This is a genomic window from Marinococcus sp. LNHM4E3-1 (genome assembly GCF_056034405.1).
The window spans coordinates 1-21,853 of the sequence record NZ_JBQLID010000023.1; the positions used below are offsets into that span (position 1 = coordinate 1).

The following is a 21,853-nucleotide window of genomic DNA, read 5'->3' on the forward strand; positions in this document are numbered from 1 at the left end:
TATTGATGGCAACCATCGTATTGTTTCTAGCTATAAGCGTAATGAAATTTTTTTCCCATTATACTTATTAGACCCACCATATCATTACCCGTGTTTATTAAAAGATATTGATCGCTTCCTAGTTAAAATACGTTTCAATGTTATGCAGTTATATAACATGAAAATACAAATATCTGAATGGCCGAAAACAGGTCAAGACCAATTTTTAAAGCACCTAGATCGAGTATTAATGCCAATTGAAAATCTTTTAAGTTCTAAGGAAAATTAATTTATAAAAAAATGCTGCTAATTTTAGCAGCATTTTTTTAGTTACTTGAACCTAAAGAGAGAAATATAGTAAAATGATATTATAATAATTTGGAGGTAAAAAAATGGTAGCTAAATCTAATGAATATGCTCAACAAACAATTAAAGTAGATCACGAAACTAAAGATTTAATTTTATCTTTAATGAGTATTAAAAGAAGAGAATATAGAAGAATGAATGAATTAGTCCGTGATTCTATACAACTTTATGCTGACACTAAACTTACCGAGAATGAAAAACAAACTCTGCAATCTTTATTAAGTTCTGATGAAAAGTGAAAAACATGTGCCAACATAACAATGAACAAACATTGAATAAAGAAAATTTGGAATCTCAATTAGATCGTCATTTAGACTGGATTAAAGCTTGTGACACTAAATCCTCAATCATCTTAGGTGCTATAGGAATTTTCTTAAGTTTGTTTGGTAACCAATATTTTTTTCAATTATTAATTATGTTGTTAGGCAGTTGGGTTTTTCAAATATTATTTTTTATTAGTGGAATTGCTTTTATATACGGCCTGTATTCTTTAATAAGAGCCTTAATCCCTTCACTAAGTTTAAAAGCTAACACCTACGGTGAAGTTAACGTTGATGATTCTTTATATTTTTTTGAGAGCATAGGACGTTTAGAAATTGATAAATACAAGGAGAGAGTTTTTGAACGTGATTGGAATACGGAATTCGACGATCTGCTAACACAAATATATGTTAATGCAAGGATAGCCAAGGATAAATACAAACATTATAAAAATGGAGTCATATCTTCTTCAATAGGAATAGTATCAACGGTGATTTTTTATATAATAGGTATTGTATCAATTGTAAATGGGTGGTTTTAAGTATGGAAGAGTTATCCTACGATTATAAAGAACGTAAAAGCAAACTAATAGATATATTAGATAATACAAATGATATTAATGAAGTTAAAAGATTACCTAGAAATGAAGATTTCACTTATAACAATGGCTATGTTACAGAAGTTGCTGCTATTTTTGTGGATTTAAGAGATTCTACTGAACTATTTTCCAAACATGATAAGCTTGAAGTTTCTAAGGTAATTCGTGGATTCACCTCAGAAATTATTGAGATGTTAAAAAATAATGTTGAGGGTGAAGAGTTGAAAGAGATAGGAATACGTGGAGATTGCGTATATGCTATTTATTCTATTATTTATGAATCAGATTTTTATGAAGTTTCCAATAGAGCATTTCACATTAATACGTATATGAAAATGTTAAATGATTTATTGGGGAAACGAAATTTACCAACAATTAGTGCGGGAATAGGATTATCTTCTGGTGAAATACTTGCTGTTAAAGCTGGGAGAAAAAGTTCTGGTATAAATAATTTAGTTTGGATTGGAAAAGCTGTTTCAGAGGCTTCTAATCTATCAAGCATGGGAGAGAAGGAAGTCAAAGAGCGAATTGTTATGTCGAAAGACTTTTATAGAAAATCTATACAATTCGTCAGAAATAATAATAAAGAAAAAGATGTAGATAGTTGGTATAAAGAAGGTTATGATACAAATATTGGTACTTTCTATTATGCTTCTATAATTAAGCAAGAATTTAGTGATTGGATTGCAGATGGTATGAAAATTTAGTATCTTTTTCATTTGTGGTCAGTAGGGTATACCCTACTGACTTATAAGAATATTAATATAAAAGCCCTTTATATCGGGGCTTTTTCTTTTAAGCTTTATGTGTCATTAGAGTTATTCATAAATAGGTGGGTTTAAATGGTATGGGAGTTCCTGATTTATACGAGTATTTTTATTCTCATTATGATTGCTGTTTTTATAGGTGTTCATCATCTAATTAAGAGGTACGAAGATATAGCTGGTTCCTTTCCAACGTTTCCTTATGCAGCTATTAATCCTCAAAGACTATTTTACCTTATGAGAAATATTAAAAGTCTCGATCAGCAATCAAGTGTGCGAACAAGTATCTTTTTTGGTTTATTTATCGGTGGAATGGTTTCTTATGCTGTACAGATCGTTATGCTTGTTATTATCCGTTAAAATGGTTACTAAGAAAAGCTCTCAGTTGCATTGAGAAGGTCATTGCCCGTGAATTTGTTTTTCAATGCAACACAGAGCGATTCTCGGAGCCTTTTTTTCAATCAAAAACACCCTGAACATCCAGGACACGAAAAATTATAAAAAATGAGTGTGGTTATAATGAATATTGGTTATGCCCGAGTAAGTACCAAAGAACAAAATTTGGATCGACAACTTACTTCTCTAAAAGAAGCAGGTTGCGAAGAAATTTTTATAGATAAAGCTACGGGGACAAATTTTCAACGTACGGAGTACATGAAAATGAAAGAGTTTATCCGTAAAGGTGACACGCTGTTCGTTCACGATCTCAGTCGATTAGGGCGAAATAAAGATATGATGAAAGAGGAATTGCGTGATCTGATGGATAAAGATATTTATTTTGTTTGTCGAAACATGTCGATGATTGATACCAGAAAATTCGCGGATATGCCTAATATGGAGAAATTGGTTTTTAATTTGATTATTGAGATTGTAACGCATTTTGCTGAAGAAGAATGGAAAAACCGAAAAGATGCTCAAATGCAGGGTATTGATGTTGCTTTGAAACAAGGAAAGTATAAAGGAAAGCCACCTGTTTATAGCCCTGATGGAACAAAAAGTGGTGTTTACTATGCTATTATTCAAATGCTCGATCAGGGGTTAACCATTCAAGAAATATCGGAAAAAACTAAAGCCAGCCGTTCCACGATTCAACGTATCAAGAGAAACAGGAAAAGCGAAGAGCATATTCAATCTATTTGATCTGGGGGATAAAAAAATGGAACTATTATTAGCCTTCATTATTGGTTTAGTATTCGTGTATATTTTCTTGGCCATGATTGGTTTCTTTGTTCGTTTTGTTTTACCATTAGCTGTTGTTGCTGTTATAGGGTATGTACTAGTAAAAGGATTTATGGAAGCCTTTGTTTTGTCAATTCCACTACTTTAAAATTAATAAACAAAGTCTTATGTTGCAGGTGATCTAACAATTATTTCCATTAGCGATAAAAAAGAGACAGAATCCCCATAGATACGGTACGATGACATCGACCAAAACACCATCGAGATAGGATTCTGTCTCATGTCTACCTTAGCCTATTCATCTTGGATCGCCAATACCTTTCACCAATGGAACCTTCGGTTCTTTATGTCGGCCCCGGCCGCCCGGCACATGCAAAAGCTGCTGGAAGGCTGGACCCGGGAGCACCGCAACGGGAGCGTAAAATTCCTTCAGGACGCTGCGAACCACCCCGTTCATCGCTCGTCGGTCACCCGATTCTTTCGCACCACCAAGATGAATGATTATGCCTTAAAGCTCAAGCTCTAGCGCTTGATGCTGTTTGACACTCGGAAGCGGGCTTCCGTCACCAATCCGATTCTTATTATTATCGACGATACCGTCGTAGGGAAATGAAAGTGTTATTATATAAATCTTTATTATTTTAGATGTACCTATTGTTCATAAATAAGAAGTTAGATTAAAAGCCAACTCAGACTTATTGGTTGAAAATATGGTATTCTTTATAATAAGTTTTAAGCTCATTCTCAAGATTTCTATTACAAATTGCAAACTCAGAAGAGAGGAATTAAACATGGCAAGAAATGCAACGAATAAATACTTGCATAAGGCGAAAAAATCAAAAAGTGATGAGTTTTATACATTATATAGTGATATTCAAAAAGAAGTTGAAGCCTATCTAGAGTACAACCCTGATGCATTTAAAGATAAAGTTGTATATTGTAACTGCGATGACCCCTATGAAAGTAACTTTTTTCGTTATTTTGTTTTAAACTTTAAAAGAATTGGTTTGAAACAGCTTATTACTACCAGCTATAGACCTTCTCCTGTCGCTAATACGCAACTGAAATTGTTTAGTGATGATGATAATCTTACAGAATCGAATGACGATCTTCCTAAGGTAACTGCCAACAAGTTTATTATTAATGAAGTTGGTGACATAGATGACGATAGTGAATTTAGCTTGAAGGATGTTGCATTGCAGTTAAAGAAAAATAAGAATAATGAATGGAGACCATTGAACGGTGATGGCGACTTTCGTAGTGATGAGTCCATATCGTTATTAAAACAATCTGACATTGTAGTAACAAATCCGCCATTTAGTCTGTTTCGGGAGTATATAAAACAACTTGTTAATTATGATAAAAAATTTTTAATCATCAGTAGTATTAATGCTATTACATATAAAGAAGTTTTCCCTCTAATTAAAGAAAATAAAATCTGGTTGGGTACTGGGATGGGGAGATGGATTTCCGGCTTTATTGTGCCTGAAGCATATGAATTATATGGATCAGAAGCTCAAATTGATGAAGACGGTAATCGAATCGTTGCCACTAACAATTGCCTATGGTTTACTAATTTAGATCATGGTAAAAGGCACCGGACATTACCACTAATGACCATGAGTGATAATATTAAGTTCAGTTCTCATAAGAATATCAAGGGGAAAGGATACAAAAAATACGATAATTTTGATGCAATTGAAATTCCTTATACTAATGCTATTCCTAGTGATTATGAAGGCGTAATGGGAGTACCAATTACCTTTTTAGATAAATATAATCCTGATCAGTTTGAAATAGTTGGTTGTTCTTATGACTATGGAAGACCTGTCGGTTGGGATAAAAATATTAATATGTCGGTTTCTGTAGAAGGTAAAAATATTTATAAAAGAATTTTAATTAAACATAAAAAATAGGAGGTGTGACATAATGAAAACATTATTAAGAACAGATATTACAGTAAAAGATATATGCGAAGGTTTTGTTTACAATGAGCTTGAGGGTAGAGGATTATTTGGGCTTTCAGGGAACCTTACTATACAACCGGAATACCAAAGAAATTATATTTATGCTTCCGATGGTGGTAAAAAAGAGGTGGCAGTTATTGATTCAATACTAAAAGGATATCCAATTGGTTTAATATATTTTAATAAAGTTAGTGACGGTAGATTTGAAGTTTTGGATGGGCAACAGCGTATCACAAGTTTGGGACGTTTTGTTACAAATAAATTTGCTATTAAAGATGAGAACGGTATGGAACAAATTTTTGGAGGCTTAGCCTCAGATAAAAAATCAAAAATTCTAGATACAAAACTTCTAATCTATGAATGTGAGGGAACGGAAAGTGAAATAAAAGAATGGTTTAAAACAATAAATATCGTCGGAGTTCCTCTTAATAATCAGGAACTACTCAATGCTGTATATTCAGGTCCTTTTGTTACTCTTTGTAAAGAAGAGTTTAGCAACAGTCAAAATGCAAATATTCAAAAGTGGAGTGCTTACATAAAAGGAAATGCAAATAGACAGGACTTTTTAGAACGTGCTCTTGACTGGGTAAGCAAGGGATATATTGGCGAATATATGTCCCGACACCGCTACGATAATAATATTAATGAGGTAAAAACTTATTTTAATACGGTTCTTGATTGGGTTTCTAGTGTATTTATAGATGTTGAAAATGAAATGAAAGGTTTAGAGTGGGGTAGGCTTTATGAACAATATCATAATAATTCGTATGATCCAAAAAAGGTTTCTGAAGAAGTGAGAAAACTTTATGGAGATCCATATATTAAAAAACGTAGAGGGATTTTTGAGTATATCCTCGGGGGTTCCGTATATACAAAATTACTAGAAGTACGAGTTTTTGATGAAGCTACACAAAAAATTGTTTATTCGAAACAAACTGCTGAAGCAGAAAAAAAAGGTGATTCAAACTGCCCGCTTTGTGCAATAGGTCATGATTCAAATAAAAATAAAATTTGGAAGTTTAAAGAAATGGATGCAGACCATGTTACTGCTTGGAGTAAAGGTGGAGCAACAATAGCGGAAAATTGTCAGATGTTGTGCAAAACTCACAACCGCGCAAAAGGAAATAAATAGCTTCTCATTTATTGATTGCACAATTTCTATTATTTAGCGATTTTTCGTTTGACAGCGCATATATGGTGGACTTGCTTGTCTATAGAATTTTTAATTAATAAGAGCGGAATTGGTTGAAATAAGGGGACATCTGTCTCGTGCATCAAAATTTTTTTGATGTGCCAAGGCAAAATAAATAATAAAGTATGACTTCTAAAAAAGTACTATTTTGAAATCCGCAAAAACTTTATGAATTGTGCGAAGCTTTTTTTGTTCAAATAAAATAACGACTTATGTAAATGCCGTTTTGCAAATTACTATATACAAATTTGAATATGGGAACCCTTATCTAGTTACTTTATATTGTAGCTATAGTATTCATTAGCGAGAAGCAAATACATTTTGTGATTTTAGCCAGAATCCTTTAGGAGTTGCCCTTCGGGTTGGCAGATCACCGTTAAGAAAAGAAAAATCCTTTTCTAAACAAGTGATCGCCCCTCGCTTTCCTCGGCCAGCCTCGATAACCACAAGCCGTAGTTGGCTAACGCCAAACGCCTTGTAGGTTCCTGGGTCTGGCTCATCGAGGAAACGACAACGGAAAACCAAACAAGCACAAAAAGGTAGGACATGCTGCGGCATGTCCTTTTTTAATTTTTTTCTTTGTGCTTGGCAATATACCGCAACCTAACCGACTAACCGCCTAGGCTTGGCAAAGTTTTCGCTGTCGCTGTTTACCAAGCCTTTTCGGAAGTCGGTTTGCTCCCCTCAAGGGTGTTTCACCAAAACTTTTTTCGAGACGCTGACGCTAAAAAACTTTTGGTGAAAAACGCTTCGGCTAACGCCTTCGCTCCCTTGATGGTCGGCAGAAGGTTTCGGTAATTGCTACGCAACAAAGCAAAAAAAGCTTTGCATTTCCTTCTTGCCAAGCAAGAAAGAAAAATTAGTTAAAAAGAAAGGGAGTTTAAAACATGAAAACATTTCAAGATTTAAAAGAATTAGAAGGATACGGCATTGATGAACTAAGATTTTACGGAGAAATGGTTTATATCGAACAAGAGAAAATGCAGGTGATCCGTTCTGTTAATGCTTTAAAAGTACGAGATATAAGCAACGCCATGAAACAAGGAAAAACCGTTTCCGAAACGACATTATTTTTAAATGACATGCGAGATTATCAATGCCCGCCAGTCGAAAACTATTTATTAAGCCTTAATATGACGGACCGGGAAATATTAACCGCATTGCTTCACACCCCGGAACAATTACCCGAGCCGGAAAATGAATTTCTCACGATTCGCCAAAAGGAACACAAAGCAAAAGATATTTTTAGTCCATTCGCCAAACCTAGCAAAGTAAACACGGCTTCTAAGTGGACAGTACCCAAAGTAGCTAAAGCAATAATGGCGGGGCAGGTAGAGCAAGGACACACGGACATGGTTTTAACAGATGATTACGCCTACGATAACGCCGTTAATTTTCGCTCGAAAGCTCCTATCCCTCTTTATTCTTTTGCGAAAGAATTAACAGAATCCCCTTCCGGTTGGTGGGTGCATGTTGATGAAGAAAACGACAAGCATATCAAATTAAGCGTTAACTGCCATCATTTCGATTACAAAACCTTATACATCGCCGTGTAAATCTGAAAAGGGAACGGCCAGCCGTTCCCTATGATCTTCAACATTCAAAACGATAAAAAGAAAGGAAGTAGTAAACATGGAGCCAATTTATGAAATCATTCGTATTAAACAGGAAGTAAAAGACGTACCGAAAGAGTACGCCCCAACGAATAACACCATCAAAAGCCCCCAGGACGCTTGGGAACTAGCAAAACCTTATATTGCTGAGGAAGACCGAGAAATCTTTTTCGTGATTTGTGTTAATACTAAAAATCAAGTGGTTGCTGTTCATCGTTGCCATGTGGGGGCTTTAAATCAAGCCATCGTTAACCCTAGAGAAGTGTTCAAATCAGCTATATTAAACAATTCGGCGGCAATCATCGTAGCTCATCAGCACCCTTCATTTGATCTCACAGCTTCCCCGGAAGATATTAAAGCCACGAAACGACTGGTTAAGGCAGGTGAAATTTTAGATATAGAAGTGCTTGATCACATTATTGTGTCACCGTTTAATTATCGCAGTATGAACCAAGAAGGAGAAATGTAAAACTAATCAACAACAAGGCAATTTTTTGCCTTGTTGTTGACATTGTCAACAAAGGCTATTAAACTAATATTATATTTAAGAATAGCTTAGAAGGAAGAAAAAACATTGTTTTTTCTTTTATTGAAATAACAAACAGGGAGGGATATTCATGCCGACAGCTGCAACGAATTGGGTTATTGAACAACGCCCAGACATAAAAAATTATTTTCTAAATTCGGAAGCACCTTCTTCAGCACCTATGCTATATAATCTATGTTTGTTTTTTGAAAATCCTAGTGAAAAATCATTTGATCTAAAAGAGCTTTATAATAGCTCTAATATTTCTGATATGAAAACGGGTATTAAAGCAATCGAATATTTTTTCCATACTTCTACGTATGTACTTCAGACTGATACGGATAATAGTTCATACCTTGATGGAGAGACACCAATGTATGGTTCTTATATGAATCAATCAGAAGCTGCACGTTATCTAACAGAGCAAGGTGTACCATTTACTAGAGGAAAAGTGAGTGTATATGTTCAAAGAGATACTTTTCCAAAACCGGATCTTACGGTGTCGAATACGAATTACTGGTTGAAAGAAACACTTTATCAATATGCCAGCCAACGCTTATCAAACAAAGGGAATTATTTCTCTGAATAACTTGCTTATGCTAATATGTAGAGGAATAGGAAAGGACACTTTTCTTCTACCTATTCCCTTTAGATTTATCATAGTGGGAAGAACGAATCTTTTAAGGGTTCGTTCTTTTTATTCAAATAACAATTAAAAAATGAAAAAGAGAAAAGCCGTCTCCATTTCTACAAGGAGACGGCTTTTCTTCGGTATGAGTGATTATTCTTCGCCCTGGCCGGTATTTCTTGCCCACCGGTTATCTCCCAAGACCATCGGAGAGTCGTATGAAGAAGCGGCGTCCGTTTCGATATACATATCCTGCACGTAATCAAGACTTTGGTGCAAAATCACTTCGATGTGGCGATAGTTACCATTCACTTCATTGGTGTAATTGGAAACGATATAATAATCGCCATTTGGCAAGTGGTAGACAAGAGACTGTTCAAAGGCATCAAACGTCAGAACATGATCGGTTTGGTTAAAAATCTCATTCATACGGTCATGATACTGCTGAAAAATCGTGCGGCACTCGGTTGTGCCACATGGCCGCCGTTGATCTTCCGAAATATAGCTTTCGGTACGCAGGGCGTGTTCGCCATTGGTAGTTGTTTCTTGCATCATTGGTTGGACATTCAGGCTGGAGCCGCCAATAACGGCTACATGGGCGGCTTCGGCTGGTTTTTCTAAGGTCACCGAAACCACGGACGCAAGTAAGAGACTGGAAATAGTTGTGGTGAGCATCTTCATACGCTCTCTCCCCCCTTTTCGAAAATGTTGCTTTAGTATAACGAAAAGGAAAGGAAATGAAAACCATAAATTGATATAAAAGTAAAAATAATGACATGCTTACGTTCTTAATAGGAAAAACTGTCTTTGTACTGCTTTAGCTCTACATTGACATCAACATCTAAAATGCCTTCGATGGCGGCTAAATCGGCATTGATAAACGAAACCAAATCATCGTTGGTCGAAAAATAGGCTTGAATCATTAGATCGTGATTACCGGAAAAGGCTCCGACAAAACGTACAGCTTCAAAGGTTTGGAGTTGAAGAGCTACTTGATGTTGGTGGCCGAGCCGGGTATTAATACCAATGATCGCCTGCACATCTAAACCGATTTTTTTCGGGTCGGTATGAACAATAAAGTCAAAAACCTCGGTATCAATCATTTTGCGAATACGGGAGCGAACCGTTCCTTCGCTGATATTTAAGGTTCGGGCAATGAGGGAATACGATTCTTTAGCGTTGTTTTGCAAGGCACGTAAAATGGCCCAATCGGTAGAATCGAGTGTTGGCATGGTCGGGGCCTCCTTATGATGTGCCTTGATAATGAGAATTGCTATAAAATACCTATATTATACAAAAGAAAAAATGAAATATTCAATGACAAATTTCTATTTTTTCTTTCAATAGGTAATTATTGTTATGAATATAAAATGGTTTATGATACGTTGAAAACAGAACATCTTCCAAGCATCCCCTTATAACTTTTTACAACCCCTGTTATGTATGAATTTGCCAACCTTGAAGGTTGGCTTTTTTTTTATCTTTTTATTATTTATTATATATAGCTGTTAACTCTATTCTATGGTTTGAAATTATTCTAGTTATATTTAGTCAAACGGGTTCATTAGATCATTGAGAGAAAGGTCTAACAGCGTGGCTAAGGCTTCTGCTTCTCTAAAATCGATGTTCGGTACACGATTTGTCTCATAAGCTTCATAGAAGGGCTTAGACAACATACAAAGGGTACAAACATCTTTTATGGTTAAGTCTTTTGATGTTCGAGCTTGATAAAGCAACTCTCCAATGTAATGAGGGGGGCGAGCATTACGTATAATTTTGTTCATTTATAATGACCTCCAATTTTTTTTGCTCGTTCCTGAGCTTGGCCAGCATCAGTTAAAGAAGAAGCATACATAATAATATGTGTACCATACCGATTTTTTAACGAATCAACTGTTTGATTGAGTTCTTGGCGATCTTCGATTTCATCAAATAAACTAAGTTGTCTATGCGTATCCGGTTCGACTTTTTCTAAAGAAATACCTATGCTTCTAATGGGCGTGCGTGACCAATACCGATCAAACAACGTTTTACAAGCTTGATAAATTACTTTTCCATCATTGGTAGGCATATCCAGCATACGTTGACGCGAAAAGCCGACAGGCACATCATACGTCCCTCTTACCCCCATTGATACTTGATGACCTATTAATCGTTCAGAGCGAGTTCTTCGGGCCACTTCTTCGGCTAGTTCCCTTACAACGATTAATATATCTTTTCGTTGTGTGTAGTCTTTAGGCAGGGTCATACCATGACCAACACTTTTCTTTTCTTGGTGTGTGTCTGGATTAACAGGAGAAGGATCAATACCATTAGCATGTTGCCATAATAACTCTCCATTAATGCCCCAACGTTTTTGAAGCTCTTCCACTGGATAACAGGCTAAATGTCCGATTTTTCGTATGCCCGTCTGTCGAAAGTGTTTTTCCATGCGTGACCCGACACCAAAAAGTTCTTCAATCGGAAATCGCCAAAAATCTTGTTCTAAATTCGCTTTATGAAGTGTAAATATACCGCCTTTTCGCTTTTTTGCTTGAAGATCACAAGCACTTTTCGCCAAAATTTTATTTTCTCCAATGCCAAAACGAGCATAAATACCAAAATGACGTTCGATTTCTCTTTGTATTCGTTTTGCTGTTTGTTCCGGAGTTGCTTGATGAACTGTTCCAGTCAAATCTATAAAGGATTCATCAATGGAAAATGGTTCTACAAGTGGCGTGTACGTTAGCAGCAGCTCGTTAATCTTGATGGATACCTCTATGTAAAGCTGCATACGTGGTTTTATAACACACAAGTTTTCGCATTTACTTTGAGCTTCCCCCAATGTTTCAGCAGTTTTAATACCATAGCTTTTAGCTATTGGACATGCAGCAAGAATAACCCCACTTCTACGTTCAGGGTCTCCAGCAACCACCACTGGTTTATGCTCTAATTTAGGATAAAAAACCTTTTCCACGGAAACGTAGAAGCTTTGCATATCAATTAAGAAAACAACACGTTTCATTCTTTGTTCCCCCTTTCTTCTATTGTTCACCTCAATTATAGAACCTTTGTTCCCATTTAAACATCACCGTAAACAAAAATATCTTTTTATCTTTAGGTACTTGTACTTAAAGATTCTTTTTGATACACTATTTGTAAGTCAAATTAGAATATAGTGAAAGCTATTTAAATTTTTTATTCTTTTTAGGTACTTTTATCTTTTAACCTAAAAGGAGGGGTATAAATGATACGTTCTCAACTTTCTTTACTTCAACAAGTTAAACAAGAGCATGGTATCTCTAATCATATTGCCCTGGACGATTTTTATTTTCACGAAGAAAAGGAGAATACAATGACAAGAAAACCCGTCTTTCGTAGAGTTATTGAAAATAAAGGATTAGTAGAAGAGACGTTTATTGTGTTGGATTGTCATGGGGGAAAGCATGATATGACAGTCCAAGAAGTATTAGATCATATAGAAAAAACTAGCATTGAAGAAAAAGCTTTGATAGAAAGACATTTTAGAAGTATTGAAGATAGAAATGGAGATTTGCTTCATTATATTCGTTTCTTAGGCCAAGCAATTATGAATCAAAAAGAAGAATAAGGAGAGATAAAGATGAAAAACCTATTACCTTTTATTGAAAATGTACAAGTTGCTTCATTTATGATTAAAAAAGAGCCTTATTCTAACATCAGTATTACAGGCAAGTATGTATATAGCCTTTTAAGAGAAGCTGCAAAGCTTTATACTTTTCGCCAGGAACTATCATCTCTTCAAGTAGTTTCAGCTATGAATGAACTGGAAGAAGTATTTCAAACTTCAAGAGATTATTTAAACCAAGCATTAGTTGAATTGAAGCACTTTGGTTTAATAGAGTTTTCGTTTAAAGATCATACATGTGAGATTATGTTTATCGAAGAATCTAATAATAATCCGATTAATGAAAATACAAGACATTTCACTACCAATAGCACTGAACAAGGTATTAATTCCATGAAATTACCAACGCTCATTCAAAGAGCAGTATTGAAGCATAATGATAGGTTAGAAAAAGATAATATCAAAATAAAGGATATTGAAGAACACTATGAGTATCATAAACATTTGCTAACAGAAGAAGCTTATGCAAGTGTGATTGATTTTTGTTTAGCAAAAACGAACGGTACGATTAAACAAATTAAAGCCGTATTAACGACAGGAGTTAATAATAAATTAAAGCAAATGAATAGTAGTTATTCTGCAGAAGCAAATAATAAAAAAGATATTGTACCTAAATGGCTTGATGATGAAGAAAAAGCTTCTAAAAGAAATACTGAAACAAATAATGGTTCTAGCAATTCGCAAGAAACCAAAGATCATAAATCTCAATTTGAAGAAATGTTAAAAATGCGAAAAACAAAAACACCCAGCAACTGACTAAGTAAGCCAGTGCTGGGTGTTTTACGTTGTATTATTTTTAACCACCAAATAATTTTTGCCAAAATGATTTTTTTTCTTCTTCCTGACTTTCTTGTGCTTCTTTTTCATCGAATTTTGTCGTTAGTGAATCGAGTTTTTGTAATAAAAGTTCTTCTCTATTTTTAGAAGCTTGTTGCTCTTCTTGCATTTGTTGCATTTGATTTCTCATTTCTTCATTTTGATCTAAAAGCTCATTATAACTGTCGAACATTTGACGTAATAAAGGAGGTGGAGAATCACTTTCGGCGGGTTTATCTTCTATGATAATTTCATCTGTTATTTGATCTAAGTATTCTTTAATTTGATCGTTCGTTTCATTGGCGTCTTTAAGTCTTGCGATAGCTTCAAAAATATTTAAGGCTTCTCTTTTGTATCTACGCTGTCTGCCCTGGCCGACAGATGGAATGTAAGAATCAAATCGTTTTCTCCATTCATTTAAGGTACTACGTGATCTTCCCATATTATCTGCTATTTGTTGAAGCGTATAATGCTGCTTTTCAAAATCTTGCATGTGAATGCCCCCCTCTCTCATTGTTGTTTTTCCTCGTACTTTTATTATGACATTAAATAGCGTCTGTTGCTGTATGTCATTATATGTTTTTAAAAGTTTTTAGTACGTTGTCAATCGTCGTCGTCATAACGTTGTGAAATTGCGAAACTCTTTGAAACGCTTTTAAATACTGATATAAAAGGAAAATAGCAATTAAATTAAAAAAGAAAGCTCTGAATACAGAGCTTTCTTTTAATCATCATCTAAGTCTAGAAAATTTGAAGCAAAATTATTAATTCGTTCATTTTCTTGATACGTTTCTTGTTTAGATTCGTCTGAAGCCTTTACTGATTGTTCTTGATTTCCATACATTAAACTTGGATTTCTATAAAGCTGTAATGCGAATTTTCCTATGATGTTCTGAAGTTCTTCCGATTTTCTGATAGCTTTTCGTTCTTCCGTAGTTGCTTCTGAAGGAAGTTGAAATACGACTTTTTTTTGTTTTCTTTCCAAACGTTCAATTTCTACTTGTTCATATACCATTTTAGCAATGACTTGGCTGAATTTCCTTCCATGTTTTCGATACATGATGGAAAGCTCATTTAAAATGTGTGGTTCTACATCATCCAGCACACGAAATTGAATTTTATCTTGGGGTTTTATTTCTCTTTTTTTATTTTCATCCATTTATCATCACCCAGTTGTTATAGCTTCATCGACACTAATACCTTTTTGTTTGCAGTACATGAGTAGGATCTTAAAATAAGCTCTAGCGATCATCCAAACGCCATCATTTAGTGAAGCAAATTCCATTGGGAAATTAGAATCTTCACGGTTTAGTTCTATCAAATATGGTTTTAACACTAAAGAGCCGCCACCGATATTATAAGCTGCTCTTAGGTTTGGAACGTTTCTCCAAATGTCTTTAATGTTTTTATATTCTTCCCGAGCTAAAGTATAAAGCTCCTGGTCTACTAATTCTTTAATGGATTGTGGTTGGCCGTTAACCCATATTGTATTTTTTTCTTCAGGGTCACTATCTGTAATAACGGAAACAAGATCACTTCGAGATTTAAAATTGTATCGGTATTTGTCATAAACTTTTTTAATAATGCTATCAAGGCTACTGGATACACCTTTTTTAATGCCATCGCTATATTCGTTATCAATTTCACCATTCTTCGTAATGATGGCACTATCCGTAGATAAACCGCCTATATCATTAATCAGTATGTCTTTATTGATTAAATGCTCGTTTTTATTCGCTCCATCAAAGTCTGAAGTAAGATCAATGTATGCAGCAAAGCCTTCTGTATTCACTAATACATTTTCAAACTGAATACGTACTGTTTTTCCTTCATGGTTTGGTGTATTTAAAAAAGTAACTTGGTGTTGGCCGTTACGCAATTGTTTTTTAAATTCCTTATTTAAACCACGTTTGGTTTCATTCATAGGGATTCCCGTAGATAAAAGGAAATTGGCTTCAATGAAATCTTCTTCCGTTTCAGGAAGGTTCTCTACCGCGTCTAATGCTAATGTTGTCAGTAAAAGAATAATGGCCTGTTCACTACTTGCTTTATCAGTGTCGGGCGTTAGTTCGTCATTTACGCTTTGTTTACTTGCTAATTTTCCAACAGCTACTTTGCGGACATTTTTTAATGCACTTGAAGATACTTCTACGTGTAATGCGTCTAAAGAATTTTTCTCCATTTCTACAATAGAGCGTTCTTCTAATGTAGAAACAACGTTAGGAATGTAGTAAGAATGGTTTACGTTTTCGGTATAAGCTTTTACGGCATCGTTTCCGATGTCAACGCTTGCAAGTCGCATGTTTTGGCGTCCTCCTTTAAATTGGTACAATATTATTGTATCCAAAAGTATCCAAATTTTCAAGAGTTAATCCCTTATTTGTATCCGAATGTATCCAAATAAATTAAATAAAAAACCCTTAAAAGGGGGGTTTACGTATTTTGTTAAAAAGTGTATGATTGCTTACAACAAATCGTATTCATACATATTCGTTTACAACTATATAAAAAAAGACAGACGAAAGGACGTTGCTGCAAACAACGCCCTTTCTGAAAAGCTAGTCCGATCTCACACGCCACTAGCTTCTTATTACAAAGGTGCAATGCCACTTGCAATGCCATGCACCTCACAAGAACTTGTACCCGTAGGATACCAAGGATAACCTGCAAATGCAAGTTGAAAGTACATAAGAAGCAAATATTTTGGCCATGTGTGGGCGTTTAGCTGCACATGGTCTTTTTTGTTGTAAATGACCGTAGAGCAATGACCTTACCCTCTATGGTGAAGCCCTAAAGATGACAGGTGAGCTAGAGCCAATGTCGAAAAGTCCAGCGTGTCGGGTTGGTCTGCTTCGTGATCGGCCAGGCAGAGACGGTCAGTTTTGTACCTAAAAAACGCCGTTGGGGAAAAATTCACATCATATCGTGAGGATAAAAGCCATAAAGGAAAAGGTAAGGTTGGAGACCGTGTTCATGCGTCATTGTGCGTATGAAGGGGCTGTGAGATTGCTAGAGCGTTTTTCTAGTGAAGACAAGGGTTCGGTGCGTTTATATGCTCACAGGCTTAACAGCAAGACTACGAAGCGTCAGACAAGAAACCAAACGGATACCTTTACACTCGGTAGACCCATAAGTCATTTCAGACAGTCTTTGCCTCGATTTTAGGGGTGAAGACTGTCGCCAATTTCCAGCCGTTGTCCTCACATCTGGTTCCCCATTCAGCCATTTCCAGTTCTTAAAATCAAGTTCTAGTAAAAAAATAAAGTCGGAAATGACAGCGACTGACTAATGATACATAGCTTAAAACGAGTAATTCAAAAAACTTAAATCTATAAAATAAAAAATCAATCAATCAAATCATTTAATCTCTTCGATCAAGAACTTATTAAAGAACAGCCTTGAAGAAGTAAATCAATGTTTGAATAATAATGAATGTTTGGTTTACTACTAAAAATTAAACAGTCCCAGCTAAATCATTTTTTAAATCTATCAAGGTTTTACAATAGTTTCTAACCCATCAAAACTGGAAAAAATATATAGGTATTTAGTTACCTATTGTTTTCTTTCATGGTTTTTACTGGAACATGACTTTTAGATTATTTTGCTCATAAACTTAAAAAAGTATTAAAAAGGTCTTTAATTTCCAATTTCAAAGATTTAAACTAGGTTTCAAGTTAAACACTTATTTGCCAACCACTCAGCCGTGTTTTTTCGTTCGCCTAAAATACGATTTCATCGTTTTTCGCCCTGACCACCCACACTGAACATCATAGTGTGGGTGGTCAGGGCGGCGGCTCACTGAATGGGGCTGAGTGGTTGGCATTTGTGTTTTGATTTTGGGTTAGATGATTTATGAGAATTGGAAATTAATTAGTTTTAATTTTGTTGTTTTGTGTTTTGTAGATTTAAGTTTATGTGTAGGAAGAAGGAGGTGGAGGTCAAGAGATAGGGTCAAGAGATAGGGTCAAGAGATAGGGTCAAGAGATAGGGTCAAGAGATAGGGTCAAGGGATAGGGTCAAGAGATAAGGTCAAGGGATAGGGTCAAGGGATAGGGTCAAGAGATAAGGTCAAGAGATAGAGAAAAAGGAGTTCCAGGTGTTTATTGTTAAGGATTAGTTATGGAAAGAGGATTTAAGGGTTAGAATTTTAGAAGTATTTTTGGTTATGTAGTAATGGATTTAAAAAATGTGTTTGTATAGATTTAAAAAAATGAATCTTTAAGGGAGTGTAGCATGATGTTATGTTGGGAGGGATTATATATGCAGGGGGAGTAGCGATGAGTAGTGAATTATTGTCTAAGAAGCAGCGAAGAGTTTTAGAAGTAATTGATCGGTTTGGTGTATTAAGCATGAAGCAATTAGCAGAGTATTTAGAAGGAGAGATTTCATCACCGACTGTTTATGCGTTTAGAAAGACAGGAGTAAATATTGGTTTTATACGTTATGAAAAGATTGGTATTCATGGAATGGTTTCTATTGCTCCGAGAGGTAGTCATTATTTAGATTCTAAGTTACCTACGATTACGAAAGTGAATTATAGGGAGTTAAACCATACGTTGCAAATGAATAATGTTTTATTAGTTTATATGAAACATGCAAGAAAAAATGGGAAAGAATATTCTTTTACAACAGAAAGGGAATTGAGAAAAGCATTTTTGGATAGTCTACCTAGTGATGATCGTAAAAAGTCTAAAGTGCTGAACCAAGTTCCGAATCGAATTCCTGATTTTGTTTGGGAAGAAGATGGTTTAAAGATGGCTTGTGAGGTTGAGTTAAATTCTAAGTCGAGAAGCAGATATGAACGAAAGTTTGAGTTATATAAAAATGCTCTTTCAGACGGAATCTATACGCACATACGTTATATTTTTAAAAACGAAGAGATTCTAAATAAAGTAATGAGTGTTGCAGAACAAGTTAATATGTCTCCACAGAATTTACAATTTGAACCACTGGAGAATGTGATAGGCCATGTCGAGTGAACGTTATGATTTAGAACAAAATAGAAAATTAGCTAAAGATTTGGGCTTTGCTGGAGCTATTATTGCAGGGGCATTGCTTTTACTTCCATTGATTATTTTTGCTATACCATTATTAATTTTATTGAGATTTATCAATAAACGTTCAATTCAAGGAATTATTACACTTATAGGAGCTGTGATTTTCGGTTTTTTGGTGTATTCGTCACCGTATATGTACTTAGGTATTTATGAGATCATGCCTTTTGAATTTGGCTGGTTGGAACGTTTGATTAGTCACTCATTAACATTCAGTTCGCAATCTATTCTCATGTACATCACAGGGGGTTTCATTCCGGCACTAGGTTTATCTATTTATACTGATTATGTCAGAAAGAAAAAAGTTAACTCTATTGAAGATGAAAGAGTTCAGTTTAAAAATTCAGTTGAATATAAAAAAGTGCAAAAAAAGAAAAATACGATCAATGAAAAAGTACAAAAGAAATGGAGAGAAAAAACTCCTGTTGAGAAATTACTTATCGGTATTAACGAAAAAGGAAAGCCGTATCATATAGATTTTAAAGAATTAAACCATCATATGTTGGCTGTCGCAACCACGGGCGGCGGGAAAACCGTTCTATTGTTAGATATTATTGAATACGCCATGCGACAAAACATGCCGATGATCTTTATTGATGGTAAAGGTTCATTAGAAACCATTCAAGAAGTTGAGACGATCACTAAAGCTCATAATAAAAAGTTAAAAGTATTTTCTGATCAAAATAATGTTACTTACAATCCATTGAAGCATGGAAACTCTACTGTTATTACTGATAAGCTTCAAAATTTAGTAGAAACTGAGAGCAAATACTATACCGAGATTTCCAATGCTTTAGTAAATGCTTTGATCCAGTTTATAGATGACTATGGATATAAAAGAGACTTACACACATTTGCAAAGTTCTTAAATCCGCAAGAAATAAAAAATGTGCTTTATGAAGATATGGTTGAAGTGATTCAAGAAGAACAGGAAACCCATTCAGAAGAAGTTAAAAAAGAAAAACCTAAATTTGAAGTTGTACAAACAAACTATCAAGAAGCTTCAGAAGAAAATCAGGAAGCTGAAGAAGAAGAAACGGAAAAAAAAGAACCTGAACCAAAGAAGAAACGTGTGCTTAGTGAGCGTGCTCAAAAACACAAAAACCGTCTTTTTGAACGGTATAAAGAAACAGATCAAGGCGAAGATTATTTATTCGCGAACGCTTCTTCTGTTCGTACTCAAATCTATTTATTGTTAGATAGTGAGTTGGGGCATTTATTTGAAGAAAAAGAAGACGGGTTGGATTTAGTGCAAGCCAGCGATCAAAGAGAGGCAGTCTTTGTTAGTTTTGATGGAACGATTTATGACGATTTTATTCGTAAAGTTGCTAGGTTTTTAATTCTTGATATTAACTATCTTGTGTCCGTAAGGAATCGAACAGGTCAAAAAGACAATCCGTTTTTAGCCATTTATGATGAGTTTGGTACTTACGCCAACGATAAAATCGTAGATTCTGTTAATAAATCTCGTTCAGCAGGTTTTCATTGCTGCATAGCTACTCAAACATTATCTGATTTAGAAAAAGTAGATCCAACATTACCAGATCAAATTATTGGTAACACGAATACTCACATGATCGGCCAGACTAATAACAATAAAGAAATCCAAACTTGGATTGATAACATTGGAACTTATAAAGACGTTGATTTAACTACGACAACGGAAAAGCAAGATAATCCAATGAATAGTATAGAGTATCGTCAAAAAGCCGGGACGGTTCGGAACGTAGATAAATATAAGATTAATCCTGATGAAATACGTGCTTTACGCCAGGGCAAATTTGTAATTCATCGAAAAGCTACTTCCGAAGAGATAAGCCCGGATTTTGTTTACGCAAGGTATCCATTAATTGGGTTAGGAGGAAAAGGTTTGAATGAAGAAAGCCATTAAAGCATTTAAAGACAAAAAACGTGAAGAAGGCTTCAAAGGTCTTTTCCGATCAGATAAAAAAGAAAAGAAACAGCCTAAAGTAAAAGGAGGTGAAGCTTCTCAACGTTCCGTAGCCTTTTCCAAAAATAAAACAAAGCGACTAGCAGCGTTCATTGTATTTTCTGTTATTGCTCTAAGTTTAATTTTCAATATTATTCACTTCAGTAATATGAAAAGTGTACGAGATAACGTTTCAGACGCTGAAGCACGTATTGATGAAGAACTTAAAAGCAGTCAATCCAATAATATGATTGAAAGTGAAGCGACTACTATATTTGCGAAAGACTTTACCGAAACTTACTATAATGTTCCTCGTGATTCGGAAGAGCGAAGCAAAAGAACAGATGAGCTAGAAGGGTACTTTGTTCAAAACTTTAATATTAACGACCTGGAAGATTTGGGTTCTTTTGATGGAAGCCGAGAATTAACTTCAGTTGATCTAATAGAAGTTGAAACAGAGGATCAAGACCGAGCTGATATTCATTTAAGAGCAAATTATACGATCACGACTTATACCGAACAAGAAGAAGGCTCTGGTGATGATTCCGAAGATGATTCGGAAGAAGGTTCTGAAGATGATAGCGACAATGAGGAAAAAGAAAATACTCAACGCAAAAGTGCTGAAATAGTGGTTCCCGTAGTAACGAATGGTGAAGGTTTTGCCATTGCTGACGCTCCATCAATGACAGACAGAAACATGCAACAGGCCATGCAATATGAAGAAGAAAATTTAAATGGAGATTCTGTTAGTGGAAGTGAGGAAAATGCTATTGAGAGCTTTTTGAATGAGTTTTTTGACGCTTACGGTCAGTCAAAAGAAACCCTTCAATTTCTTTCAAATGAGAATGGTCTAAATAATATGATTCTGCAGAATGTAGATGTTCAAGAAGCTGTTCAAACAGATGATGGTTCTTATCGAATACGAGCAAGCGTAGATTATGAAGATGAAGGTACAGAAGTTATAAGCACATTTGAATATGACCTGAAGCTAACACAAGAAAATGGAGAATTATTCGTTGAATCTATTAATTAATTAAGGAGTGAGCAAATTGAATTTTGATCTTCAAGAAATATCAAATAATATTGTTAGTCAAATTGCGTTCATTGTATTTATTATCATGGCAGTCCGGGCGGTTATTGCTTATATTCGTGAAGACTGGGGTTCGTTTTTCAGTGGGTTAACATTAGGCATTTGCTGCTTGATTGTTGTTCTCTTTGGTACAGAAATTGAAAGTGTTGCTCAATCCATTGGAGAAGCTATCTTTGGTTAAAAGCAATCGTTAGTGCTATCAAAATACCGATAGCACTAACTTAATAAATTTTTCAGGAGTGTT

The 21,853-nt window shown here is 35.1% G+C and carries 26 protein-coding genes; 18 read left to right on the forward strand and 8 right to left on the reverse strand.

The window, feature by feature from the left end; all coding sequences use genetic code 11:
- The 7 genes from ACTRXI_RS15670 to ACTRXI_RS15700 form a co-directional block, all read left to right on the forward strand.
- Window positions 1-268: hypothetical protein (locus ACTRXI_RS15670; RefSeq protein ID WP_474264088.1), on the forward strand; the 268-nt coding region annotated here is incomplete at its 5' end.
- A gap of 103 nt (window positions 269-371) precedes the next feature.
- On the forward strand, window positions 372-584 hold the full coding sequence (locus ACTRXI_RS15675; RefSeq protein WP_474264090.1) for a hypothetical protein: 213 nt from the start codon (window positions 372-374) through the stop codon (window positions 582-584).
- 5 nt (window positions 585-589) lie between these two features.
- Window positions 590-1,147, forward strand: a complete 558-nt coding sequence (locus ACTRXI_RS15680) for a Pycsar system effector family protein (RefSeq protein WP_474264092.1) — start codon at window positions 590-592, stop codon at window positions 1,145-1,147.
- A 2-nt stretch (window positions 1,148-1,149) separates the two neighbouring features.
- On the forward strand, window positions 1,150-1,911 hold the full coding sequence (locus ACTRXI_RS15685; protein ID WP_474264094.1) for an adenylate/guanylate cyclase domain-containing protein: 762 nt from the start codon (window positions 1,150-1,152) through the stop codon (window positions 1,909-1,911).
- A gap of 135 nt (window positions 1,912-2,046) precedes the next feature.
- Window positions 2,047-2,328: a hypothetical protein gene (locus tag ACTRXI_RS15690; RefSeq protein ID WP_474264096.1), complete on the forward strand. Its 282-nt coding sequence runs from the start codon at window positions 2,047-2,049 to the stop codon at window positions 2,326-2,328.
- A 159-nt stretch (window positions 2,329-2,487) separates the two neighbouring features.
- Window positions 2,488-3,108 carry a recombinase family protein gene (locus tag ACTRXI_RS15695; RefSeq protein WP_474264098.1) on the forward strand — a complete coding sequence of 207 codons (621 nt, stop codon included), beginning with the start codon at window positions 2,488-2,490 and terminating at the stop codon, window positions 3,106-3,108.
- Between the two features lie 16 nt (window positions 3,109-3,124).
- A complete protein-coding gene (locus ACTRXI_RS15700; protein ID WP_474264100.1) occupies window positions 3,125-3,295 on the forward strand; it encodes a hypothetical protein in 171 nt (56 codons plus the stop codon).
- Between the two features lie 150 nt (window positions 3,296-3,445).
- Here the strand turns inward: ACTRXI_RS15700 and ACTRXI_RS15705 are convergent, their stop codons facing one another.
- Window positions 3,446-3,604, reverse strand: a complete 159-nt coding sequence (locus tag ACTRXI_RS15705; protein ID WP_474264102.1) for a hypothetical protein — start codon at window positions 3,602-3,604, stop codon at window positions 3,446-3,448.
- Window positions 3,605-3,938: 334 nt separating this feature from the next.
- On the opposite strand from ACTRXI_RS15705, the gene ACTRXI_RS15710 reads away from it, so the two are divergent.
- The 5 genes from ACTRXI_RS15710 to ACTRXI_RS15730 all read left to right on the forward strand — a co-directional run bounded on the left by ACTRXI_RS15710 (window position 3,939) and on the right by ACTRXI_RS15730 (window position 9,034).
- Window positions 3,939-5,063 carry an adenine-specific methyltransferase EcoRI family protein gene (locus ACTRXI_RS15710; protein WP_474264104.1) on the forward strand — a complete coding sequence of 375 codons (1,125 nt, stop codon included), beginning with the start codon at window positions 3,939-3,941 and terminating at the stop codon, window positions 5,061-5,063.
- 13 nt (window positions 5,064-5,076) lie between these two features.
- Window positions 5,077-6,246 carry an HNH endonuclease family protein gene (locus tag ACTRXI_RS15715; RefSeq protein WP_474264106.1) on the forward strand — a complete coding sequence of 390 codons (1,170 nt, stop codon included), beginning with the start codon at window positions 5,077-5,079 and terminating at the stop codon, window positions 6,244-6,246.
- A gap of 947 nt (window positions 6,247-7,193) precedes the next feature.
- Window positions 7,194-7,862, forward strand: coding sequence for a hypothetical protein (locus tag ACTRXI_RS15720; protein WP_474264108.1), 669 nt, complete (start codon window positions 7,194-7,196; stop codon window positions 7,860-7,862).
- Between the two features lie 76 nt (window positions 7,863-7,938).
- Entirely contained in the window at window positions 7,939-8,388 is a 450-nt protein-coding gene (locus ACTRXI_RS15725) for a JAB domain-containing protein (protein WP_474264110.1), read from the forward strand.
- A 148-nt stretch (window positions 8,389-8,536) separates the two neighbouring features.
- Complete coding sequence (locus ACTRXI_RS15730) at window positions 8,537-9,034, forward strand: hypothetical protein (protein WP_474264112.1); 498 nt, start codon at window positions 8,537-8,539, stop codon at window positions 9,032-9,034.
- Window positions 9,035-9,226: 192 nt separating this feature from the next.
- Here the strand turns inward: ACTRXI_RS15730 and ACTRXI_RS15735 are convergent, their stop codons facing one another.
- The 4 genes from ACTRXI_RS15735 to ACTRXI_RS15750 all read right to left on the reverse strand — a co-directional run bounded on the left by ACTRXI_RS15735 (window position 9,227) and on the right by ACTRXI_RS15750 (window position 12,077).
- Window positions 9,227-9,754, reverse strand: coding sequence for a hypothetical protein (locus ACTRXI_RS15735; RefSeq protein ID WP_474264114.1), 528 nt, complete (start codon window positions 9,752-9,754; stop codon window positions 9,227-9,229).
- A 107-nt stretch (window positions 9,755-9,861) separates the two neighbouring features.
- Window positions 9,862-10,305, reverse strand: coding sequence for an Lrp/AsnC family transcriptional regulator (locus ACTRXI_RS15740; protein WP_474264116.1), 444 nt, complete (start codon window positions 10,303-10,305; stop codon window positions 9,862-9,864).
- A 315-nt stretch (window positions 10,306-10,620) separates the two neighbouring features.
- Window positions 10,621-10,857 carry a helix-turn-helix domain-containing protein gene (locus ACTRXI_RS15745; RefSeq protein WP_474264118.1) on the reverse strand — a complete coding sequence of 79 codons (237 nt, stop codon included), beginning with the start codon at window positions 10,855-10,857 and terminating at the stop codon, window positions 10,621-10,623.
- Window positions 10,854-12,077 carry a DNA polymerase IV gene (locus ACTRXI_RS15750; protein ID WP_474264120.1) on the reverse strand — a complete coding sequence of 408 codons (1,224 nt, stop codon included), beginning with the start codon at window positions 12,075-12,077 and terminating at the stop codon, window positions 10,854-10,856. The genes ACTRXI_RS15745 and ACTRXI_RS15750 overlap by 4 nt, the downstream gene beginning before the upstream one ends.
- 222 nt (window positions 12,078-12,299) lie before the next feature.
- Here ACTRXI_RS15750 and ACTRXI_RS15755 point away from each other — a divergent pair, with 222 nt between their 5' ends.
- Together ACTRXI_RS15755 and ACTRXI_RS15760 are read left to right on the forward strand one after the other, a co-directional pair.
- Window positions 12,300-12,662, forward strand: a complete 363-nt coding sequence (locus ACTRXI_RS15755) for a hypothetical protein (protein WP_474264122.1) — start codon at window positions 12,300-12,302, stop codon at window positions 12,660-12,662.
- Between the two features lie 12 nt (window positions 12,663-12,674).
- A complete protein-coding gene (locus ACTRXI_RS15760; protein WP_474264124.1) occupies window positions 12,675-13,475 on the forward strand; it encodes a hypothetical protein in 801 nt (266 codons plus the stop codon).
- A 40-nt stretch (window positions 13,476-13,515) separates the two neighbouring features.
- On the opposite strand, the gene ACTRXI_RS15765 is transcribed toward ACTRXI_RS15760, so the two are convergent.
- From ACTRXI_RS15765 to ACTRXI_RS15775, 3 genes are all read right to left on the reverse strand, one after another.
- Window positions 13,516-14,028, reverse strand: a complete 513-nt coding sequence (locus ACTRXI_RS15765; protein WP_474264126.1) for a MerR family transcriptional regulator — start codon at window positions 14,026-14,028, stop codon at window positions 13,516-13,518.
- A gap of 231 nt (window positions 14,029-14,259) precedes the next feature.
- Window positions 14,260-14,694 (reverse strand): hypothetical protein, encoded by a 435-nt coding sequence (locus ACTRXI_RS15770; RefSeq protein WP_474264128.1) that lies wholly within the window; start codon window positions 14,692-14,694, stop codon window positions 14,260-14,262.
- A gap of 6 nt (window positions 14,695-14,700) precedes the next feature.
- A complete protein-coding gene (locus ACTRXI_RS15775; RefSeq protein WP_474264130.1) occupies window positions 14,701-15,837 on the reverse strand; it encodes a ParM/StbA family protein in 1,137 nt (378 codons plus the stop codon).
- 1,975 nt (window positions 15,838-17,812) lie between these two features.
- Between ACTRXI_RS15775 and ACTRXI_RS15780 the strand changes: the two genes are divergently transcribed.
- Genes ACTRXI_RS15780 through ACTRXI_RS15795 form a run of 4 tightly spaced genes read left to right on the forward strand, consistent with a single transcriptional unit; the run spans window position 17,813 to window position 21,790 of the window.
- The gene (locus ACTRXI_RS15780; RefSeq protein WP_474264132.1) at window positions 17,813-18,514 is read left to right on the forward strand and encodes a hypothetical protein; all 702 of its coding nucleotides are present in this window, start codon (window positions 17,813-17,815) and stop codon (window positions 18,512-18,514) included.
- A complete protein-coding gene (locus ACTRXI_RS15785) occupies window positions 18,504-20,480 on the forward strand; it encodes a type IV secretory system conjugative DNA transfer family protein (RefSeq protein WP_474264134.1) in 1,977 nt (658 codons plus the stop codon). The genes ACTRXI_RS15780 and ACTRXI_RS15785 overlap by 11 nt, the downstream gene beginning before the upstream one ends.
- The gene (locus ACTRXI_RS15790) at window positions 20,464-21,552 is read left to right on the forward strand and encodes a conjugal transfer protein (protein WP_474264136.1); all 1,089 of its coding nucleotides are present in this window, start codon (window positions 20,464-20,466) and stop codon (window positions 21,550-21,552) included. Before ACTRXI_RS15785 ends, ACTRXI_RS15790 begins: the two co-directional genes overlap by 17 nt.
- 16 nt (window positions 21,553-21,568) lie before the next feature.
- Complete coding sequence (locus ACTRXI_RS15795; RefSeq protein WP_474264138.1) at window positions 21,569-21,790, forward strand: hypothetical protein; 222 nt, start codon at window positions 21,569-21,571, stop codon at window positions 21,788-21,790.
- Window positions 21,791-21,853 lie beyond the last annotated feature (63 nt).

Bases quoted from the DNA above. Each gene is read 5' to 3' on its own strand.
- ACTRXI_RS15750 (WP_474264120.1), bottom strand. From the start codon at position 12,077: ATGAAACGTGTTGTTTTCTTAATTGATATGCAAAGCTTCTACGTTTCC.
- ACTRXI_RS15765 (WP_474264126.1), bottom strand. From the start codon at position 14,028: ATGCAAGATTTTGAAAAGCAGCATTATACGCTTCAACAAATAGCAGAT.
- ACTRXI_RS15725 (WP_474264110.1), top strand. From the start codon at position 7,939: ATGGAGCCAATTTATGAAATCATTCGTATTAAACAGGAAGTAAAAGAC.
- ACTRXI_RS15690 (WP_474264096.1), top strand. From the start codon at position 2,047: ATGGTATGGGAGTTCCTGATTTATACGAGTATTTTTATTCTCATTATG.
- ACTRXI_RS15780 (WP_474264132.1), top strand. From the start codon at position 17,813: ATGAGTAGTGAATTATTGTCTAAGAAGCAGCGAAGAGTTTTAGAAGTA.
- ACTRXI_RS15715 (WP_474264106.1), top strand. From the start codon at position 5,077: ATGAAAACATTATTAAGAACAGATATTACAGTAAAAGATATATGCGAA.
- ACTRXI_RS15735 (WP_474264114.1), bottom strand. From the start codon at position 9,754: ATGAAGATGCTCACCACAACTATTTCCAGTCTCTTACTTGCGTCCGTG.
- ACTRXI_RS15790 (WP_474264136.1), top strand. From the start codon at position 20,464: ATGAAGAAAGCCATTAAAGCATTTAAAGACAAAAAACGTGAAGAAGGC.
- ACTRXI_RS15700 (WP_474264100.1), top strand. From the start codon at position 3,125: ATGGAACTATTATTAGCCTTCATTATTGGTTTAGTATTCGTGTATATT.
- ACTRXI_RS15730 (WP_474264112.1), top strand. From the start codon at position 8,537: ATGCCGACAGCTGCAACGAATTGGGTTATTGAACAACGCCCAGACATA.
- ACTRXI_RS15720 (WP_474264108.1), top strand. From the start codon at position 7,194: ATGAAAACATTTCAAGATTTAAAAGAATTAGAAGGATACGGCATTGAT.
- ACTRXI_RS15740 (WP_474264116.1), bottom strand. From the start codon at position 10,305: ATGCCAACACTCGATTCTACCGATTGGGCCATTTTACGTGCCTTGCAA.
- ACTRXI_RS15755 (WP_474264122.1), top strand. From the start codon at position 12,300: ATGATACGTTCTCAACTTTCTTTACTTCAACAAGTTAAACAAGAGCAT.
- ACTRXI_RS15680 (WP_474264092.1), top strand. From the start codon at position 590: ATGTGCCAACATAACAATGAACAAACATTGAATAAAGAAAATTTGGAA.
- ACTRXI_RS15785 (WP_474264134.1), top strand. From the start codon at position 18,504: ATGTCGAGTGAACGTTATGATTTAGAACAAAATAGAAAATTAGCTAAA.
- ACTRXI_RS15695 (WP_474264098.1), top strand. From the start codon at position 2,488: ATGAATATTGGTTATGCCCGAGTAAGTACCAAAGAACAAAATTTGGAT.
- ACTRXI_RS15760 (WP_474264124.1), top strand. From the start codon at position 12,675: ATGAAAAACCTATTACCTTTTATTGAAAATGTACAAGTTGCTTCATTT.
- ACTRXI_RS15775 (WP_474264130.1), bottom strand. From the start codon at position 15,837: ATGCGACTTGCAAGCGTTGACATCGGAAACGATGCCGTAAAAGCTTAT.
- ACTRXI_RS15705 (WP_474264102.1), bottom strand. From the start codon at position 3,604: ATGAACGGGGTGGTTCGCAGCGTCCTGAAGGAATTTTACGCTCCCGTT.
- ACTRXI_RS15745 (WP_474264118.1), bottom strand. From the start codon at position 10,857: ATGAACAAAATTATACGTAATGCTCGCCCCCCTCATTACATTGGAGAG.
- ACTRXI_RS15770 (WP_474264128.1), bottom strand. From the start codon at position 14,694: ATGGATGAAAATAAAAAAAGAGAAATAAAACCCCAAGATAAAATTCAA.
- ACTRXI_RS15685 (WP_474264094.1), top strand. From the start codon at position 1,150: ATGGAAGAGTTATCCTACGATTATAAAGAACGTAAAAGCAAACTAATA.
- ACTRXI_RS15710 (WP_474264104.1), top strand. From the start codon at position 3,939: ATGGCAAGAAATGCAACGAATAAATACTTGCATAAGGCGAAAAAATCA.
- ACTRXI_RS15675 (WP_474264090.1), top strand. From the start codon at position 372: ATGGTAGCTAAATCTAATGAATATGCTCAACAAACAATTAAAGTAGAT.